This window comes from Thioalkalivibrio versutus, assembly GCF_001020955.1.
GTDB classification, from domain to species: Bacteria; Pseudomonadota; Gammaproteobacteria; order Ectothiorhodospirales; family Ectothiorhodospiraceae; genus Thioalkalivibrio; species Thioalkalivibrio versutus.
This window is the reverse complement of the sequence record NZ_CP011367.1, coordinates 1,236,222-1,254,338: the sequence shown is the minus strand read 5'-3', so window position 1 is coordinate 1,254,338 and position 18,117 is coordinate 1,236,222. Positions and strand designations below refer to the sequence as shown.

The 18,117-nt window shown below is 66.0% G+C and carries 15 protein-coding genes; 4 read left to right on the top strand and 11 right to left on the bottom strand.

Annotation, left to right across the window (positions count from 1 at the left end; all coding sequences use genetic code 11):
- Positions 1 to 93: 93 nt before the first annotated feature.
- Entirely contained in the window at positions 94 to 3,252 is a 3,159-nt protein-coding gene (locus TVD_RS05845) for an error-prone DNA polymerase (RefSeq protein WP_047251057.1), read from the top strand.
- A gap of 17 nt (positions 3,253 to 3,269) precedes the next feature.
- On the opposite strand, the gene TVD_RS05840 is transcribed toward TVD_RS05845, so the two are convergent.
- The 5 genes from TVD_RS05840 to TVD_RS05820 all read right to left on the bottom strand — a co-directional run bounded on the left by TVD_RS05840 (position 3,270) and on the right by TVD_RS05820 (position 9,225).
- Positions 3,270 to 4,319, bottom strand: a complete 1,050-nt coding sequence (locus tag TVD_RS05840; RefSeq protein ID WP_205622089.1) for a glycosyltransferase family 10 domain-containing protein — start codon at positions 4,317 to 4,319, stop codon at positions 3,270 to 3,272.
- Positions 4,316 to 5,281 carry a GDP-L-fucose synthase gene (gene fcl / locus TVD_RS05835; RefSeq protein ID WP_047251056.1) on the bottom strand — a complete coding sequence of 322 codons (966 nt, stop codon included), beginning with the start codon at positions 5,279 to 5,281 and terminating at the stop codon, positions 4,316 to 4,318. The genes TVD_RS05840 and fcl overlap by 4 nt, the downstream gene beginning before the upstream one ends.
- Positions 5,274 to 6,359 (bottom strand): GDP-mannose 4,6-dehydratase, encoded by a 1,086-nt coding sequence (gene gmd, locus TVD_RS05830; protein WP_018145793.1) that lies wholly within the window; start codon positions 6,357 to 6,359, stop codon positions 5,274 to 5,276. The genes fcl and gmd overlap by 8 nt, the downstream gene beginning before the upstream one ends.
- Positions 6,360 to 6,445: 86 nt before the next feature.
- Complete coding sequence (locus TVD_RS05825; protein WP_047251055.1) at positions 6,446 to 7,876, bottom strand: mannose-1-phosphate guanylyltransferase/mannose-6-phosphate isomerase; 1,431 nt, start codon at positions 7,874 to 7,876, stop codon at positions 6,446 to 6,448.
- A 5-nt stretch (positions 7,877 to 7,881) separates the two neighbouring features.
- The gene (locus TVD_RS05820) at positions 7,882 to 9,225 is read right to left on the bottom strand and encodes a phosphohexomutase domain-containing protein (protein ID WP_047251054.1); all 1,344 of its coding nucleotides are present in this window, start codon (positions 9,223 to 9,225) and stop codon (positions 7,882 to 7,884) included.
- A 183-nt stretch (positions 9,226 to 9,408) separates the two neighbouring features.
- On the opposite strand from TVD_RS05820, the gene TVD_RS05815 reads away from it, so the two are divergent.
- Positions 9,409 to 10,170: a class I SAM-dependent methyltransferase gene (locus TVD_RS05815; protein WP_018176861.1), complete on the top strand. Its 762-nt coding sequence runs from the start codon at positions 9,409 to 9,411 to the stop codon at positions 10,168 to 10,170.
- 109 nt (positions 10,171 to 10,279) lie between these two features.
- On the opposite strand, the gene TVD_RS05810 is transcribed toward TVD_RS05815, so the two are convergent.
- From TVD_RS05810 to TVD_RS05795, 4 genes are all read right to left on the bottom strand, one after another.
- Entirely contained in the window at positions 10,280 to 11,554 is a 1,275-nt protein-coding gene (locus TVD_RS05810) for a sensor domain-containing diguanylate cyclase (protein WP_047251053.1), read from the bottom strand.
- An 84-nt stretch (positions 11,555 to 11,638) separates the two neighbouring features.
- On the bottom strand, positions 11,639 to 12,031 hold the full coding sequence (locus TVD_RS05805; protein ID WP_018145798.1) for a CBS domain-containing protein: 393 nt from the start codon (positions 12,029 to 12,031) through the stop codon (positions 11,639 to 11,641).
- An 11-nt stretch (positions 12,032 to 12,042) separates the two neighbouring features.
- Complete coding sequence (locus tag TVD_RS05800; RefSeq protein ID WP_018145799.1) at positions 12,043 to 12,390, bottom strand: P-II family nitrogen regulator; 348 nt, start codon at positions 12,388 to 12,390, stop codon at positions 12,043 to 12,045.
- Between the two features lie 3 nt (positions 12,391 to 12,393).
- Positions 12,394 to 13,905: a DUF1538 domain-containing protein gene (locus TVD_RS05795; protein WP_047251052.1), complete on the bottom strand. Its 1,512-nt coding sequence runs from the start codon at positions 13,903 to 13,905 to the stop codon at positions 12,394 to 12,396.
- Between the two features lie 345 nt (positions 13,906 to 14,250).
- Here TVD_RS05795 and TVD_RS05790 point away from each other — a divergent pair, with 345 nt between their 5' ends.
- Positions 14,251 to 14,955, top strand: coding sequence for an SDR family NAD(P)-dependent oxidoreductase (locus TVD_RS05790; RefSeq protein ID WP_047251051.1), 705 nt, complete (start codon positions 14,251 to 14,253; stop codon positions 14,953 to 14,955).
- Between the two features lie 94 nt (positions 14,956 to 15,049).
- Positions 15,050 to 15,712 carry an OmpW/AlkL family protein gene (locus TVD_RS05785; RefSeq protein ID WP_047251050.1) on the top strand — a complete coding sequence of 221 codons (663 nt, stop codon included), beginning with the start codon at positions 15,050 to 15,052 and terminating at the stop codon, positions 15,710 to 15,712.
- A gap of 27 nt (positions 15,713 to 15,739) precedes the next feature.
- Here the strand turns inward: TVD_RS05785 and TVD_RS05780 are convergent, their stop codons facing one another.
- Positions 15,740 to 16,162: an HIT domain-containing protein gene (locus tag TVD_RS05780; RefSeq protein ID WP_019568331.1), complete on the bottom strand. Its 423-nt coding sequence runs from the start codon at positions 16,160 to 16,162 to the stop codon at positions 15,740 to 15,742.
- Positions 16,152 to 18,116 carry a M1 family metallopeptidase gene (locus TVD_RS05775; RefSeq protein ID WP_047251049.1) on the bottom strand — a complete coding sequence of 655 codons (1,965 nt, stop codon included), beginning with the start codon at positions 18,114 to 18,116 and terminating at the stop codon, positions 16,152 to 16,154. The genes TVD_RS05780 and TVD_RS05775 overlap by 11 nt, the downstream gene beginning before the upstream one ends.
- Position 18,117 lies beyond the last annotated feature (1 nt).

The following is an 18,117-nucleotide window of genomic DNA, read 5'->3' as shown; positions in this document are numbered from 1 at the left end:
CTGGAATCCCGGCACCACGCTCAAGCGTAATGGGTTGGCGATCCCTGCGGTCATTGTGGAACGGATTCCATATACTGTATATATCGACAGTATATGGAAATCGAAGCCCATACCCCCACTCGCAAGCATCCTGTCGCCCCCCCGGCCTATGCCGAACTGACGACGCTCAGCAACTTCTCGTTCCTGCGCGGGGCTTCGCACCCGGAGGAACTGGTCGAACGGGCGCAGGCGCTGGGCTATCGCGCGCTGGCGCTGACCGATATCGCCTCGCTGGCTGGTGTAGTACGAGCACACTCGGCAGCAAAGGAATGTGGGTTGCACCTGATCCTGGGGGCGACCTTCCGGCTGGCCGATGGCCCCACCCTGACGCTTCTGGTGCGCAATCCCACGGGATACGCCGCCCTGTGTCGATTGATCACTCGGGCCCGCGGCGCGGCGGACAAGGGACACTACCACCTGACGCGCGCCGACCTGGATGCCCTGCCCGCCGAGAGCCGCACCGGCTGGCACAGCCTGCTGCGGGTCGACGCCGACAGCCCAGGGACGGCGCTCGCCGCAGCGGCCCACTGGCTGTCCGGATGGGCCGCCCCAGGTCAGGGCCACCTGGCCGTGAGCCAGTTGCGTACCCCCGAAGATGCCACCCTGACGGCCCGCGCCCGGGCGCTGGGAACCGCCACTGGACTCCCGCTCGTCGCCTGCGGCGACGTGCACATGCACCGGCGCGGCCGGCGCGCCCTGCAGGACGTGCTGACCGCCCTGCGCCTGCGTACGATGGTCGCGGAGGCGGCGCAGGAACGCTTCCCCAATGGGGAACGCTGCCTGCGCCCGCAGGCCGAGCTGGCCACGCTGTATCCCGCCGCCTGGCTTGAGGCCAGTGTGGCCATCGCGCGGGACTGCGACTTCTCGCTGGACGCGGTCACCTACCGCTACCCCACCGACCCGTTGCCGAAGACCATGACCCCGTCCGCCTACCTGCGCGAGGAGACCCTCAAGGGTGCTCGCCAGCGTTGGCCCGACGGCATCCCGCCGACAGTGCAGGAACAGATCGAACGCGAACTGGGCATCATCCGCGAGCTGGGCTACGAACCGTACTTCCTGACCGTCTACGACATCGTGTGCTTTGCCCGCGGCCGCGGGATCCTGTGCCAGGGGCGCGGCTCGGCCGCGAACTCGGCGGTTTGTTACGCACTCGGCATCACCGCGGTCGATCCCTCGCGCTCCAGCATGCTGTTCGAGCGCTTCGTCTCCGCCGAGCGCGGCGAGCCGCCGGACATCGACGTCGACTTCGAGCACGAACGCCGCGAGGAGGTGATCCAGTACATCTACCGGCGCTACGGCCGCGAGCGCGCCGCGCTGGCCTGCACGGTAATCCGCTACCGTCGCCGCAGCGCCCTGCGCGACGTCGGCCGCGCGCTGGGCATCTCGCGCGCGCGGCTGGATGCGCTGACCGCCAACCTCGCCTGGTGGGACGACGGCATCCCCGCCGAGCGCTTGCGCGAGGTCGGGCTGGACCCGGACGGCGCTCTGGCCCGGCAGTGGCAGACGCTGACCGCCGAGCTGCTCGGCTTCCCGCGCCACCTGTCGCAGCACACCGGCGGCTTCGTGATCGCCGACGGCCGGCTGGACGAACTGGTGCCCATCGAGAACGCGGCGATGCCGGAGCGCTCGGTGATCCAGTGGGACAAGGACGACCTGGACGCGGTGGGCCTGCTGAAGATCGACGTGCTGGCGCTGGGTATGCTCTCCTGCGTGCGCCGCGCTCTGGAGCTGATGGCGCATCACCGGGGCCGCGACTGGGGCCTGGCCGACATCCCCGCCGAGGACCCGGCCGTCTATCGCATGCTGCAGAAGGCCGACACCCTGGGCGTGTTCCAGATCGAGTCGCGCGCGCAGATGAGCATGCTGCCGCGCCTGAAGCCCGCGAACTTCTACGACCTGGTGATCGAGATCGCCATCGTGCGCCCCGGCCCGATCCAGGGCGAGATGGTGCACCCGTATCTCAAGCGCCGCGCCCACCCGGAACGGGTGCGCTATCCGAACGAAGAGGTCAGGCGCGTGCTCGGCCGCACCCTGGGCGTGCCGATCTTCCAGGAGCAGGTGATCGAGTTGGCGATGGTCGCGGCCGGTTTCTCCGCTGGCGAGGCGGACGGGCTGCGCCGCGCGATCGGCGCCTGGCGCCGCACCGGCCAGCTCGCGCGTTACCGTGAACGCCTGATGGACGGCATGCGCGAACGCGGCTATCCGGAGAAATTCGCCGAGCAGCTGTACAAGCAGATCCTCGGTTTTGGCGAATACGGCTTCCCCGAGTCGCACTCGGCCAGCTTTGCGCTGATCACCTATGTCTCGTCCTGGCTCAAGTGCCACGAGCCCGCGATCTTCGCCTGCGCCCTGCTGAACAGCCAGCCGATGGGCTTCTACGCCCCGGCGCAGATCGTCGCCGACGCCCGCCGCCACGGCGTGGAGGTCCGCCCGGTGGACGTGCGCCACAGCGACTGGGAGTGCACGGTGGAACCGCTGGCCGGGAGCGACGCGCTGGCCCTGCGCCTGGGCCTGAACCGCGTCAGCGGGCTGGCGCGCGACGTCGCCGAGCGCGTGGTCACCGCCCGCGTTGAGCGGGCCTTCGCGGACGTGCCGGACCTGGTGGCCCGCGCCAGGCTCACCCGCGCCCAGGCCAATCGCCTGGCCCGCGCCGACGCGCTGAAGGGCCTGGCCGGCAACCGCCACCAGGCGCGCTGGGCGACCGAGGCGGTGGAGGAGCCCCTGCCACTGTTCGCCGAGGGGCCGGGCGAGACCGTGCGCGAGGCCGACGTGACCCCGTTGCTGCCCCGCCCGGATGCCGTGGACGACCTGGTGCAGGACTACGCCACTACCGGGCTAAGCCTGGGTCCGCACCCGCTGGCACTGATGCGCCCGTTCCTGGAACAGCACCGGTTATCCACCGCCGCCCGGCTACTCGAACAGCCCGGCTACAGTGGCGCGCGCTACGCCGGGCTCGTGATCACCCGCCAGCGCCCCGGCTCGGCCAACGGCACGGTATTCCTGACCCTGGAGGACGAGACCGGTACGTTGAACCTGATCGTCTGGCCGGACCGGGTGGAACGTTTTCGCGCCGAGGTCCTGCACGGCCGCCTGCTGGAGGCCCACGGCGAGTGGCAGTACAGCGAGGGCGTCGGCCACCTGATCGTGCAGCGCCTGATCGACCGCAGCGCCTGGCTCGGCGAACTCGCCACCCACTCCCGCGACTTCGGCTGAACCGCAAAGCGGCCAGTTCAGATACGTCCGGCGAGGTGGCCAACGCGCTGGCTGACCTTCTCCCAGGCTCCTTCCAGAGCGGCCAGCGGATCGCGGCGCCGCAGGGCGCGACGAGAATGGATCCACTGCCCCGTGGGACCAGCCGGCTCGGTGTCGTGTGCAGCCTCGATAATCCGCGAGACCACGGCGAACTGGTTGTACTCCTCCAGCACCCGGCGCCGGGCCTCGAGGATGTGTGGCAGGCGCTGTTCATACTCGTTGTCGCGGATGGCGCGGCGAATGCGTTCCGCCGTCCCCTCCACGTCATCGATATCAACCGCGATGAAGCTTTCCGGCGGAAAATAGTCCGCCGCATTGGGCGCACCGTAGTAAAACGGGAGCGTCGCGCCGAGAAAGGCGTCCGCCAGCTTCTCGGTCCAGTGGTGCGCACCCACGTAATTTTCCACCGCCAGATGGTACCGGTACGCGTCCAGGCACTCGGCCTTGTCATCCAGCGGCTGCACCCCCTTGCCGAAGATCTCCAGTTCCGGCAGCTCGGCCTTCAGCGCCCAGGTGAAGTCATAGCGCCGCCGGTGCAAGGTGTGGCGCTGGCGTTTCGCCGAACACATGGTGGCGATCTCGCGGGTCTTCTCCAGCGGCGGCTTCGCGTGCATCTCGTTGTACGCCCGCTCGCCCTGACTGCCGAAACCGTAGTACCAGAGCATCCCCTGCTGGGAATGGATACGCCGCCGGTGCTTGAGAGCCCATTCCGGGTGCGAGGTCAGCACGCGCCCGAACTGCCGGGTAAAACGCCGGCCGTAGGACTTGATGGACGGCGGCTCCATGGTTACCAGGAGCGTGCGCTCGGCCCCACAGGTCAGCTGTTCGCTGTAGTGCCGGTTGCGCCCGGTGTTGGAAGGAAATTCGTCGTAGACCACCAGCCAGTCGTAGTCCGTTACCGCGGGGTCGAAAACGAACTCGCAGCGCCCCCAGCGCGCCTCGCCGTCCGGCAACTGGTGGCGCCAGATACCCTCGCGCATGGTCGAGAGAAACTTGACCCGAATCGGACGCGAGGTGGGCTCGGTCACGGCCGATCTCCGCCGCGTTCCAGGAACTCGGCATAGGCCCCGGAGAGCCCCTCTTCAAGTTCGATTCGGGCCTTCCATCCCAGCGCCGCGAGTCGCGAGACATCCAGCAGCTTGCGCGGCGTCCCGTCCGGGCGCGAGGTGTCAAAACGCAGTTCGCCGGCAAAGCCGACCACCCGCGCCACCAGCCGCGCCAGGTCGGCGATCGCAAGATCCTCGCCGGTGCCGACGTTGATATGGCTCAACATCGGTTGCGTGTGTTCTGCGTAGGTCACGTGATCGAGGTTCATCACGTGTACACAGGCCGCCGCCATGTCATCCACGTGGAGGAACTCCCGGCGCGGGGTGCCACTCCCCCAAACGGTCACATGCCCGGCTCCGGCCCGCTTCGCCTCGTGAAAGCGCCGGATCAGCCCGGGAATCACGTGGCTGTTCTCCGGGTGATAGTTGTCACCCGGGCCGTAGAGGTTGGTCGGCATCACCGAGCGGTAATCCGTTCCGTACTGCCGGTTGTAGCTCTCGCACAGCTTGATGCCGGCGATCTTGGCAATCGCGTAGGGCTCGTTGGTCGGCTCCAGCGGCCCGGTCAGCAGGGCCTCCTCGGGGATCGGCTGCGGCGCCTCGCGCGGATAGATGCAGCTGGACCCGAGAAAGAGCAGCCGCCGCACGCCCGCGATGTGCGCGCCATGGATCACGTTCGTCTGGATCGCGAGGTTGTCGCGGATGAACTCGGCCGGATAGGTGTTGTTGGCATGGATGCCCCCGACCTTCGCCGCCGCGAGGTAGACCCGATCCGGACGCTCCACGCGCATGAAGGCCTCGACCGCCGCCTGATCGGTCAGGTCCAGCTCCGCATGGCTACGGGTCAGCAGTTCCACACCCGGCCAGTCCTCGAGCTGGCGACAGATCGCGCTGCCCACCATCCCGCGGTGTCCGGCGACGAAGACGCGTTGCGAATTACTCATGGCGGCTCAGGGTCCGGTAGCCGTGGTCGCGCACCAGCTCGTCCCGCTCGGCGCTCCTGAGGTCCTCGCGCACCATCTCGGCCACCAGTTCGTCAAAGCGAATGCGCGGTTCCCAGCCCAGCTCGCGCTTGGCCTTGCTGGCATCCCCCAACAGGGTCTCGACCTCGGTGGGACGAAAATAGCGCGGGTCCACCGACACGATGCAGCGGCCCTTTTCGTCGAATCCCTGTTCGTCCACGCCCTCGCCGCGCCATTCGATACGCATGCCCAGCTCGCGCGCCGCGGCATCCACGAAGTCGCGCACGCTGTGTTGTTCGCCGGTGGCGATCACGTAGTCGTCCGGGGTTTCCTGCTGCAGCATCAGCCACTGCATCTCGACGTAGTCACGGGCATGCCCCCAGTCCCGTTTGGCATCCAGGTTGCCCAGATAGAGCCGTTCCTGCAGCCCCAGCTTGATGCGGGCCAGGGCGCGCGTAATCTTGCGGGTGACGAAGGTTTCGCCACGCACCGGCGATTCGTGGTTGAACAGGATGCCGTTGCAGGCATACATCCCGTAGGCCTCGCGGTAATTCACCACGATCCAATAGGCATACAGCTTGGCCACCGCATACGGGCTGCGCGGATAGAACGGGGTGGTCTCGTCCTGCGGGGTGGCCTGAACCTTCCCGTAGAGCTCCGAGGTGCTGGCCTGATAGAAGCGCGTGGTCTGCTCCATACCGAGGATGCGGATCGCCTCCAGCACACGGAGCGTGCCCAGGGCATCGGAGTTGGCGGTGTACTCCGGCTCCTCAAACGAGACCGCGACATGCGACTGCGCGGCGAGATTGTAGATCTCGTCCGGCTGCACCTGCTGAATGATGCGGATCAGGCAGGTCGAATCGGTCAGATCCCCGTGATGCAGGATGAACCGGCGATCACTCTCGTGCGGATCCTGATACAGGTGGTCGATACGATCGGTATTAAACAGAGAGGAGCGGCGCTTGATGCCGTGCACCTCGTAGCCCTTGTCCAGCAAAAACTCGGCCAGGTAGGCCCCGTCCTGCCCGGTAATCCCGGTGATCAATGCCACTTTGGCCATGCCAACTCCCGCTCGCAGGCCACGCCCCGTCCGCGCGCCGCCCAAAAGGGCGGATCATAGCATTCCCGGAACCACCCGATGCCCGGTCACGCGCGGCCGTACACGTCCTCCAGGCGGACAATGTCATCCTCGCCGAGGTAGCTGCCGGATTGCACCTCGATCAATTCCAGCGGGAGCGCGCCGGGGTTCTCCAGGCAGTGAACCTGGCCAATCGGGATGAAAGTCGATTCGTTCTCGGTGACCAGGTAGTTCTGCTCGCCATTGGTCACCCGCGCGGTGCCGCTGACTACTACCCAATGTTCGGCCCGATGATGGTGCATCTGCAGGGAAAGACGCGCACCGGGGTTCACGGTGATGCGCTTGACCTGATAGCGCGCCCCGGTATCGATGGATTCGTAGCACCCCCAGGGACGATAAACCGCTGTGTGATTGACGTGCTCGCTGCGGTTGTCGGCTTTCAGGCGCTCAACGATGAGTTTGACGTCCTGGACGCGGTCGCGGTCGGCAACCAGTACGGCGTCACGGGTGGCGACCACGGCCAGGTTGCGCAGGCCAATGCCGGCGACCAGCAGGCCGTCGGCATCCACCACGCAGCCTTCGCTATCTTCCAGCAGGCAGTCCCCGCGCAGGGTGTTGCCCTGCTCATCCACCCCACGCACGCCCGCCAGAGCGGACCACGAGCCGATGTCGCTCCAACCGGCGGCCAGCGGTGTGACGGCGGCGTGTTCGGTGCGCTCCATCACCGCGTAATCCACCGAGATGTTCGGGGCCGCGGCGAAGGCCTCCGGGTCCACCCGCAGGAAGTCGAGGTCCTCGCGGGCGCCCTCCAGCGCAGCGCGACAAGCCTCGACGATGCCCGGTTCGAAACGCTGCAACTCCTGCATGTACAGCGAGGCGCGGAACACGAACATGCCGCTGTTCCAGAGGTAATCGCCACTGTCGACGTACTCGCGCGCGGTGGCGGCATCCGGCTTCTCGACGAAACGCGCCACTCGCGCCCCGGCCTCCCCCAGGGACTCACCCTGCTGGATGTAGCCATAACCGGTCTCCGCAGCGGTAGGCACGATCCCGAAGGTCACCAGGTGGCCCGCCTCCGCCAGCGTCATGGCTCGCGCCACGGCGGCCTGGAAGGCCTCGGGATCACCGATGTGGTGGTCCGCCGCCAAGATCAGCAACAACGGGTCGCGCCCTTCCGCCTGCGCCTGCAATGCCGCCAGGGCGATCGCCGGGGCGGTATTGCGCCCCTCCGGCTCCAGCACGATGCGGGCATGCTCCACACCTGCCGCCCGCAACTGCTCGGCCGCCAGGAAGCGATGCTCGACGTTGGCCAGCACCAGGGGCGCCGACGCGCCCAGGCCGTCGAGCCGTTCGGCCGTCTGCTGCAGCAACGTCTGCTCCCCGGTCAGGGGCAGGAACTGCTTGGGGTAGTGACTGCGCGATACCGGCCACAGCCGAGTCCCCGATCCGCCGGCCAGTATCACCGGCTGCAGTTCCGTCCGGCTTTGCGTAGGTTCCATCGGCCTTACCCCCGTATCAGGCGTGAAATCTCGTCCACGCGGCGTTCCAGCAGGGCCGGATCGGCGCGGGTCTCCACATTCAACCGCAACAGCGGCTCGGTATTGGAACTGCGCAGGTTGAAGCGCCAGTCCGCGAATTCCAGGCTGACGCCATCCGTATGATCCAGCCCCACGGCTTCCGACGCGTAGGCCTGCATCACCCGATCGGTGGCGGCGGCGGCGTCCTCGACCTCGAAGTTCAGCTCGCCGCTGCAGGGGAAGCGCGCCATGCGCTCGGCTACCATCTCGCCCAACGCCTGGCCGCGTCGGCCCATGAGCTCGGCCACTCGCAACCAGGGCAGCATCCCGGTATCGCAGTAGTAGAAGTCCCGGAAGTAGTGGTGAGCACTCATCTCGCCCCCGTAGATTCCATCCTCGTGGCGCAGCCGCTCCTTCATGAAGGCGTGTCCGGTCTTGGACTGGATGGGTTCGCCCCCCGCGGCACACACCATCTCAATGGTGTTCCAGGTCAGGCGCGGATCATGGACGATGCGCTCCCCGGCGTGCCCCTCCAGGCATGCCTCGGCCAGCAGGCCCACGATGTAATACCCCTCGATGAAGTTGCCTTGGGCGTCGAACAGGAAGCAGCGATCAAAGTCGCCGTCCCAGGCCACGCCCAGATCGGCGCCGTGCTTGCGCACCGCCTCCGCGGTGGCCGCGCGGTTTTCCGGCAGCAATGGATTGGGAATGCCATTGGGGAAACGCCCATCCGGTTCGAAGTTGACGCGGATCAGCTCGAACGGGAGATGCGGCTCCAGGGCCTCCAGCACCGGCCCCGCCCCCCCGTTGCCGGGGTTCACGACCACCTTGAGTTTCGGCAAGGTCTCGCGGTCGACCGAAGCCAGCAACCGGGAGATGTAGTCCGCCCGATGATCCAGGTGCCGGACCTGCCCGTGGGGCATGGGCCGGAAGTCACCGCGCTCGGCGCGAGCGCGAATCGCCTGCAGCCCGGAATCCCCGCTGATCGGGCGCGCATCGCTGCGAACCAGTTTCAGCCCGTTATAGTCCAGCGGATTGTGGCTGGCCGTCACCATGATCCCGCCACCGGCCCCATAGTGCGCGGTGGCGAAATACACCTCTTCGGTGCCACACATGCCTATATCGGCAACATCACTCCCGCCCGCCGTAAGCCCTTCGGTGAGCGCCCGCGCCAGTTCCGGGCTGGAAAGGCGGATATCGTGCCCGACGACCGTCCGTCCCGGCCGGATCTCCTCGGCAAAGGCCCGCCCGATCGCTCGCACCACCTCCGGATTGAGCTGGTCCGGCACCCGGCCACGTATGTCGTAGGCCTTGAAACAGTCGATCTTCATGCACGCCCCTTACCGGCATCATTCGATTCCCGCATCGGACGGAAACCCGCTGCGTATACCTTCATGATACATAGCCAAAGGGCTCCGCGAGGCGATGCCAGCATCACTGGCGTGAGTGCCGTTACTTGACGCTCTACACGCATACCCCCGAGCATGGTGGGTTTATACAACGAGGAAAAGCCGATGAGTGAGCCGCAAGTGAAGACCGAGGAGAAGAAACAGCATTTCGACGATATCTACGTCGCCGAGACCCCGGTGCCGTTCAAGGAGCGCATCATCGACGCGCTCGACTACATCTCCGACGACTTCAACCGGCAAACCTTCGACCGGCTGATCCTTCCCTGGGCCGAGCAGCAGGCCGCCACCGGCAAGACCCTGAACTACGTAGATCTGTGCTGCTGTTTTGGCAACACCACCATGGCCGCCATCCACAATATGGATGTCGAGGCGATCCGCGCCAACTGGGCCGACGAGCAGGCCTGCAAGACCGTCGCCGCCCCGCGCCGTCTGCCGATGAAGACCACCGGCATCGATATCTCGGGCAACGCGCTGGCCTATGGCAAGAGCGCCGGGCTGTTCGACGAAACCTTCGAGGCCGACCTGAACCAGCCCGCACCGGAGACCCAGGCCGCGATCGAAAAATCGATGGCCGACGCGGACATCGTGATCTCCACCGCATCGCTGGTCTATCTGGACCCGCCGGCAATCGAGAAGCTGATCCGCTCCTTCGCCGAGACCCCGCGCGAGGGCTACATGCTGGTCAACTTCCTGAACCCCTTCGCCCTGGAAAAGGCCGACGCGACCAAGCGTCTGCTGCTGGAACACCTGGAATTCGTCGGTAGCACCGCCAGCCGCCATCGCCGCCTGTCGCCGCTGGAGCAGGAGAACTATCCGGGCGAAGACTGGGCCCTGCTGGAGATCTGGGTGCTGCGCCGCCGCGCGTAGTCCGGACGCTGCCAATCTCGGGGCATGGCATCCCCGACAGGACGGGCCGGCCCTTTTGGGGTCGGCCCGTTTTCGTTGGGGCCGCCGCCGCACTACCGGAACCACGGCCTTAGAGCAAGACGACGCGGTTGCGCCCCGCCTCCTTGGCCTGATACATCGCCTCGTCCACGCGGCGGGCGAAGGTCTTGGGGGTATCGCCCTGGCGCATCTCGGTCACCCCGAAACTGGCCGTAACCGACACCGGGCACGCCGTTTCCATGACCGCCACGGCCTTGCGCAGCTTTTCGGCCATGGCCTCGGCGCCCGCGCCAGGGGTCTCCGGAACGACGACCATGAACTCCTCCCCGCCCCAGCGCCCCAGGGCATCCGCCTCGCGCAACGCGCCCTGAACCGTATCGGCCAGCCGCTTGAGGACGTCATCTCCGGTCTCGTGGCCGTAGTCGTCGTTGAAGTCTTTGAAATGGTCGATATCGAACATGATCAGGGAAAGGGGCCGTCCGTAGCGGCGGCTGCGCTCCATCTCCGCCTCCAGCGTGTTGCCCAGGCTCAGGCGGTTGGCCAGCCCCGTCAGCCAGTCGGTATGCGCCAGGCGCCGGATCTCGTCCTCCATGCGCACTCGATCGGTCACATCCTTGCTGATCGACACGTAGTGCGTCACCCGGCCATGGGCATCGGTCACCGGACTGATGCTCTGCTCCATGTTCATCAGCGTGCCGTCGCGGCGGCGGTTCACGAACTCGCCACGGAAGGCTTCGCCGCGCGCGAGTGTTTCCCACATCCCGCGATAGAACCCGGGCTCCTGCTGACCGGACTGAAGGAACCGCGGATTCTTGCCTACCGCTTCATTCCGGCTGTATCCGGTCTGCTCCTCGAAGGCCGCGTTCACATAGGTGATCGTGCCGTCCGGGTCGGTGATCAGCACGGGGTCCACCGACACCTCAAGCGCGGTCGACAATAGCCGCAGCTCGTCATCCCGCCGCCGCTCCTCGGTAATGTCCTTTTGCACCGAGACAAAGTGGGTGATGTCACGGTCGTTATCGCTGGCATATACGGGCGAGATGTGCCAGCGAACCTCGTACGGGGAGCCATCCTTGCGGTAGTTGACCGTTTCGCCCTCGAAATACTCGCCACTGACGAGGGCCCCGCGCAACCTGTCCAGAACGGCGCGCGAGGTTGCCGGGCCCTGAAGGATACGCGGGGTTTTCCCCAGGGCTTCCTCCCGCGAATACCCGGTCATGCGCTCAAAACCGGCATTGACGTAAACGATCCGCGGACCGCCGTCCAGATCGGCGTCGGTAATGACGACCGAGTTGTACGATTGCTCGATAGCGGCATCCAGCAGTCGGAGTTTCTCGAACCCCTCGATGATCGACACGGACGCCATATCGGGCCTTCTGCAAAAAATGAACGCACGACACGGGGTCATGCGCGAGGTCACTGAAATCCGACCCGCTTGGGGCTGCGCGGTTCAGTCCATGTCCGCCATCTCGAGGATCGACCCGACAATGTCGCTGGTCGTCACGATCCCTTCCAGCTCGTTGCCCTTCAGAACCACCAGCCGCCGGATCCCCTGGCTCACCATGAGCCGCGCGACGTACTTCACATCCATCTCGGCGGGCACCGTGATCACCGGTTTCGTGCAGACATCATAGACATTCGAGAGGTCGATATCGCCCTCTTCCGCCACGATCGTCTTGAGGATGGTCGTATAGGTGATGATGCCGTAGGCATCGTGGGCGTGCTGCTTCTCCACCACCAGCGACTTGACGCCATGCTTGCGCATCAGCTGCATCGCCTCGCGCAGCGGTGCCAGGGGAGACACCGTGACGACATTGGGTCTTAGAATTTCGCTTACCAGCATGTTGCTCTCCGTCAGAGTTCTTCCTTGACCTGTTCCTGGAACTGCTCGATCTGCTTGCGCCCGATACCGGCGAGATGGGCCACATCCACCGTAAAGGCCACTCCCCGGGGGTCATTGGCCAGGTCCAGCTCCCTCGAGATGCACTTGAGCACGTCCAGGGCCACCTTTTTCTCCAGCACCCACAAGAGGACCGACTGACTGCCCTCGTAGGTCATGCCAAGAAACGTCCTGCGGGCCTCGGCGCCAATCCCGCGCGCATCCATGATGGTCACGCCACCTGCGCCCGCTTCCTTGGCCGTGGCAATCGCCTGTTCCTCCAGATCATCCGAGAGGACGGCCACCAGTGCAGAAAATCGCATTGCTCACTCCTCCTGCCGCTCGTCGCGAGCGGACCAGCGTTCGTAAAGATCCACGGCGATCGCATAGAGCATCACCGTGACGATGGGAAATATCGACGCGAACGCGATCAGACCGAAGCCGTCGATCAGTACGTTGCGATCCTCCAGGTGCGTCGCCAGGCCGATCCCCAGAGCCGTCACCAGGGGCACAGTCACCTCGGAGGTGGTCACCCCGCCAAGATCGAAGGCCAGTGCCACGATCTGCTTGGGCGCCAGGATCGTGAGCACGATCACCAGCAGGTAGCCGCCCATGATGTAGTGGTGGATGGAGTCCCCCGCCAGAATGCGGTGCACTCCGATGGTGATGCCAATGGCCACGCCCAGCGCCACCAGGATGCGGATTACATTGCCGCGCAACGAACCGCGAGCGGCCTCCTCGGCCTTCTGGCCGATCGCGATCAGCGCCGGTTCCGCCATGGTGGTCGCGAACCCGATGGAAAAGGCAAACAAATAGACCCACATGAACAGTTCGTTGGTAATCAACTGCTCGGCCATGCTCTCGCCGATCGGGAACAGGCCCAGCTTCAGCCCCACCACGAAGGCATAAAGCCCCAGCACCACCAACACGAAACCGAACATCACCCGCGGCAGATACGGGATGCGCTTGCGCAGCACGAAATACTGGAACACCACGATCACCGCGATGATCGGTGCCACGTCACGCAGCATCAGCAACAGGTCCATGCCCATCGCGGACAGCCAGTGCCGCTCGCCTGCGCCTGGCAGATCGGTTCCCGGATCCATGGCCGCTGTCTCGGCGCCGGTTGGAGCCGCGATCTCCGCTCCTGTAAACACGATGATCCCGTAGATCTGCACCGTGATCATCGGCACCATCACCGCCAGCGCCACCAGCCCGAAGCCGTCGCGCAGCGGGTTACGCCCGCTTATGGAGGCCGCCAGCCCCAGGCCCAGTGCCGCCACGAGCGGCACCGTCACGATGTTCGTGGTCACCCCGCCCGAGTCGTAAGCCAGGCCCACGATCTCCTCGGGGGCGAAGAAGGTCACCAGCACCACCAGCACATATCCGGTCAGGATGTACCAGTGCAGCGGATGTCCGAGCACCGTGCGCAGGATCCCCAGCGCCACCACGGCCCCTACCGAAAGCGCGACAATCAGCCGCAGCACCATGCCCTCGATGCGGCCCTCGCTGATCACCTCCGCCTGCTCCGCCACCGCGATCAGTGCCGGCTCCGCGATCACCGTCGCAAACCCGAGCGTAAAGCCGAAGGCCATCAGCAACAGCAACGATCCACGCCGCGCCAGTGCGTTGGACAGGTTCTTGCCGATGGGGAAGATCCCCATCTCCAGGCCCTGCAGGAACAAGGCCACGCCGAACACCACGATGGCCAGGCCCACCACCATCGACAGCAGGCCATCCGGCACCGTGCGCAGCACCAGCGCCTGGAACACCGCCACCACGATCACGATCGGAGCGAGGTTGCGTGCCGCATGACCCAGGGTGTGGAGAAAATTCATGCGCTCCCTAGGGAAACACTGATTAATGTACACACTCGCGCTCGAGTCGCTTTTGCGTGCGAACAAGGCGCGGCGACCGCCGTGCAGTCATTCTGCACAAGGGAACCGCAACGCCGTTCCCACGCAAAAGCGGCCGAGCCCCTGCTTTGCAATGGCTTGTGGGGTTGGCACCCCAGGTTCCCCGATCCTGCGTTGCGCCGCTTGCGGGTAGAACCACTACCCGCTGCACGACACGCCTTGTCTCGGAAAACCTGGGGTATCAACGCGAGTGTGTACATTAGTCAGTGTTTCCCTAACCGAGGCGCCGCCCCGGAATCAATCGCAAGCGTAATGGTCCTACGCTGCATGGAATCCCTGCAGATACCCTATCGCGCTGTGGTCATCGGCGCCACGGGCGGCCTCGGTGCCGCGTTTGTCGATCACCTGGAGAACGACCCGAACTGCGAACACGTGGTCGGCCTCGGACGCCAAAGCACCCCGCCCGTGGACCTGCTCGACGAGGCCAGCATCGAACACGCTGCCGCGTGGCTGCGAGACCAGGCAGCCGAGTGGGACCTGATCCTCGACGCCACCGGGATCCTGACCATCGACGGCCACGGGCCGGAGAAGCGCCTGCGCGATCTCGACCCGACGATCATGGCCCATGCCTTCGCCATCAACGCCATCGGCCCGGCATTACTGTTCAAGCACCTGGCACCCCTGCTCCCGCGGGGCCGCAAGGGCATCCTGGCCACCCTCTCGGCCCGGGTCGGCTCCATCGAGGACAATCACCTGGGCGGCTGGGTGAGTTATCGCGCCTCCAAGGCCGCGCTCAACCAGATCGTGCGGACCACGGCCCTGGAACTACGCTTCAGCCATCGCCATGCGCTGGTGATTGCGCTTCAGCCTGGCACCTGCGACACCCGTCTGTCGGAGCCGTACCGGTCACGCGCCCCGGAGGTCCTCAGCCCCGAATACGCAAGCGAACGTCTGCTCGGTGTCCTGGACCATCTGGAGGCCGACCAGTCCGGCAGCTTCCACGACTTCGAGGGCCAGCGCCTGCCATTCTGAACGCTCACCCGCCACAACCATGATCTGCATCAACAACCGCTAATACCGATGGCGGGATAGTGCCTGCGAACATACACCGATTCGGAGGCTCGACATGCAACGTTCCACCACCCTGCGCGCTCTGACCCTGGCCGGGCTGCTGGCCCCCGCGGCCATGATCCCGGCCCACGCGACCGCTGCCAACGCCGATGTCTCCGCTGGCGACTGGCTGCTGCGCGGCGGCCTGACCCACGTGGCCCCCAAGTCCGACAACGGCAATCTGGATGCAAGCGGATTGGGCCTGAGTGCTAACGCGCCGGCCGATGTCGGCTCCAACACCCGCCCGTCTGGCAACATCACCTACATGATGACCGACAACCTGGGCCTGGAGCTTCTGGTTGCCATCCCGTTCAAGCATGATCTGAACGTGGGCGGTGTCGACATCGGCAGCACCCGCCACCTGCCGCCGACCCTGAGCCTCCAGTACCACTTCAACACCGGAACGGCCGTTCGACCCTACATCGGCGCCGGCATCAACTACACCCACTTCTTCGACGAAGATACGGCTGACGTGACGGGGCAGGATATCGACCTGGATGATTCCTGGGGAGCCGCGGTGCAGGCCGGGATCGACTTCGCCGTGGACGAAAACTGGTTCGTCAACGCCGAGGTTCGCTGGATCGACATCGAAACCGACGTGTCGCTGGGCACCGCCGACCTGGGCACGGTCAAGATCGATCCCTGGACCTTCGGGATGAACGTCGGCTACCGCTTCTGAGGCTAGCCACGACCGTCTGACGCCGGCCTAGCCGCCGACGTCTCCGACGAGGCCGAGGACCCGCGCAATGCGGTCCTCGGCCTCTTGCGTTTCCAGCCCGCGCGATTTCGGGGCACCCCACACGGGACCGGGCCACGCCGGGTCCCCCTCGCGGCGCGCTACATGATGCAGGTGCAGCTGCTCCACGATATTGCCAAGCTTGGCCACGTTCAGCGCCTTCGGAGCGAAGGCCTGCTCCATCGCCCGCGCCAATGCACCGGACTCGCGAGCCAGCTGGATGGCATCCTCGGGGGCCAGTTGATGCAGTTCGCGCACATCGGCGCGACGCGGCACCAGGATGAACCAGGCATAGTCGTGATGATCCATCAACCGCAGCCGCGAGAGTGGCCACTCGGCCACAGCCCAGGTATCGGCCTCCAGGCGTGGATCCAGCAGAAATTCATTCGTCATCATCAAACTCCTGCCATATTCCCGGCTGGGACCAGAGGCCGGTCTGCCATTCGCCGTTCGCGCCGGGCAACAGGTAACTGTAGTGGGATCGATGCCGCAATGCGGCCAACACCTCGCGCCGTGTACCCGCATCCGCCCCGCTGATCACAACTAACCGGGTATCCGGTACAGCCCAGGCCCGCGCACCCGGACCGATCTCGCCTGCATTCGCCAGTGCGACCGGGTCGCTCGGCAAGTCATGCCGCCCCAGCCAGCCGGCCACGGAGGAATGCGAGCCCAGCACGATCCGCATGCCTTCTGCGTCGTGCGCGGAGCCCGGCACTCGACCCAGCCAGGGGGCGACCTCGGAGGGTTCCGCATCCTCCAGCGCCACCACCCGGGCTTCCGGGTCCAGCGCCCCCTGACGCAGGATGGCGGGCGACTCGTCCGCTGCCAGATGGCGGAACATTCGCCAGTCGGGGTCGATGGCAATGGCCAGGGGTCGGCTGGAGGTCTCCAGCGAAATCCCCTTCTCTACCGCATTCAGCTCGACCCAATGCGTCTCGCGGCCGTTCTCGGTTTCCAGCTCCAGCGGCACATACAGCTCCCAAGGGGCCTGCTCGTCGCGTTGTTGCAGCCGGCCCTGTACTCGCCAACCGTCTCCCCGCGCCTCGCGGCGCAGTCCCGTCAGTTCCAGCGCAGGCGCGCCAGCGCGCTCTACCCACTGGGAAAAGAAGGGCCGCAGGTCTTCATCCGTCGTTCCGTCGAACGCCCCGATCACGGCGTCCCAGTCCGCCTCGCGAAAGCGCCATTCGTCGTACAGGGTCCGCGCACCCGACAGCAGCGCCTCGCGCCCGATTCGATCCTCCAGCATTCGCCACAGCATCGCGCCGCGGTGATAGCCGGCGATGCGAGCCGCCCCGGAATTGCCACCCCGGAAGCTCCCGTGCGCGCGATCTTCCCCGGCCGGCAAGGCCGCGTAATCTCGCAGCCACTGGCCCCGTTCGTCCCGCCCTTCGCCGCGGTCACGCTTGAACTGATAGTCGGCCATGTAGGTCGTCAGCCCTTCCGACCAGTTGCCTGCGGAATAATCCACGTACACCCCGGTTCCCCACCAGGCGTGCAGGACCTCGTGGCCCAGCGAGGTGTGCGGAATGAATGGCAGCGGAATCACACGCTCCCCCAACAACGTAAAGCCGGAAAACGCCAGCCCCACGGGCTGCGGACTCGCGGCGATCGTGAAGGTCGCAAACGGGTACGGGCCGATCTCGTCATTGAAGCGCTGCAGGTATTTGGCCGCCTGCTCGCGATAGGTCTCCCCGAATCGCTCCTCGAGGCCGACCGGAAACAGGGTGCGTACCTCCACATCTCCAACCCGCAGCTCGGCCGGCTCCCAGGGGCCGGTAGCGATCGCCAGGGCGCGACCAGCGGGGTGCTCGAACGTGGCATGGTATTCGTCACCCCTGCGCTCCTCGGCCACGCGGGAGCCGGAAGCCACCCCGAGATGGCCACCAAGGCTCTTCAATTCGATACGCACTGCGTGGGGCTCGGCATCGGGACGGCGCGGATACCAGTCGGCGCCCGGCGGCAGATACCCGCCGTCCGGACCCAGGTATCCGCTCCCGGGACGTGCCTGGTCCGGTGCCGAAAGACGCGCCCCATAGCGGATCGCCAAAGGCCCGTCATCCGCACCCGGCTCGCGCGCCAGTTCCAGCCAACCATCCTCGCTGCGGTCGAACTCGACTACCTGCCCGCCAAGCGTCACCGCATCCACGGCAATGCCCGGATCCAGCCGGAACCGGCGCAGCGAGGCCGGATCGATCCGGGCCGGATCCGCCTCGAACCGCCCCTCCAGCCGCGCCTGGCTGGGATCCAGTTCCACCTCCAGCGTCACACCATCGTATGCCGTGTCGGCCGAAGCCGCTCCACCGGCCAGCCACAAGACAACACTGCACACCCACAACCCCGGGCGCATG

Bases quoted from the DNA above. Each gene is read 5' to 3' on its own strand.
- TVD_RS05800 (WP_018145799.1), bottom strand. From the start codon at position 12,390: ATGCGATTTTCTGCACTGGTGGCCGTCCTCTCGGATGATCTGGAGGAA.
- TVD_RS05805 (WP_018145798.1), bottom strand. From the start codon at position 12,031: ATGCTGGTAAGCGAAATTCTAAGACCCAATGTCGTCACGGTGTCTCCC.
- TVD_RS05780 (WP_019568331.1), bottom strand. From the start codon at position 16,162: ATGACGAATGAATTTCTGCTGGATCCACGCCTGGAGGCCGATACCTGG.
- TVD_RS05790 (WP_047251051.1), top strand. From the start codon at position 14,251: ATGGAATCCCTGCAGATACCCTATCGCGCTGTGGTCATCGGCGCCACG.
- TVD_RS05845 (WP_047251057.1), top strand. From the start codon at position 94: ATGGAAATCGAAGCCCATACCCCCACTCGCAAGCATCCTGTCGCCCCC.
- TVD_RS05810 (WP_047251053.1), bottom strand. From the start codon at position 11,554: ATGGCGTCCGTGTCGATCATCGAGGGGTTCGAGAAACTCCGACTGCTG.
- TVD_RS05815 (WP_018176861.1), top strand. From the start codon at position 9,409: ATGAGTGAGCCGCAAGTGAAGACCGAGGAGAAGAAACAGCATTTCGAC.
- TVD_RS05820 (WP_047251054.1), bottom strand. From the start codon at position 9,225: ATGAAGATCGACTGTTTCAAGGCCTACGACATACGTGGCCGGGTGCCG.
- TVD_RS05825 (WP_047251055.1), bottom strand. From the start codon at position 7,876: ATGGAACCTACGCAAAGCCGGACGGAACTGCAGCCGGTGATACTGGCC.
- fcl (WP_047251056.1), bottom strand. From the start codon at position 5,281: ATGAGTAATTCGCAACGCGTCTTCGTCGCCGGACACCGCGGGATGGTG.
- TVD_RS05785 (WP_047251050.1), top strand. From the start codon at position 15,050: ATGCAACGTTCCACCACCCTGCGCGCTCTGACCCTGGCCGGGCTGCTG.
- gmd (WP_018145793.1), bottom strand. From the start codon at position 6,359: ATGGCCAAAGTGGCATTGATCACCGGGATTACCGGGCAGGACGGGGCC.
- TVD_RS05775 (WP_047251049.1), bottom strand. From the start codon at position 18,116: ATGCGCCCGGGGTTGTGGGTGTGCAGTGTTGTCTTGTGGCTGGCCGGT.
- TVD_RS05795 (WP_047251052.1), bottom strand. From the start codon at position 13,905: ATGAATTTTCTCCACACCCTGGGTCATGCGGCACGCAACCTCGCTCCG.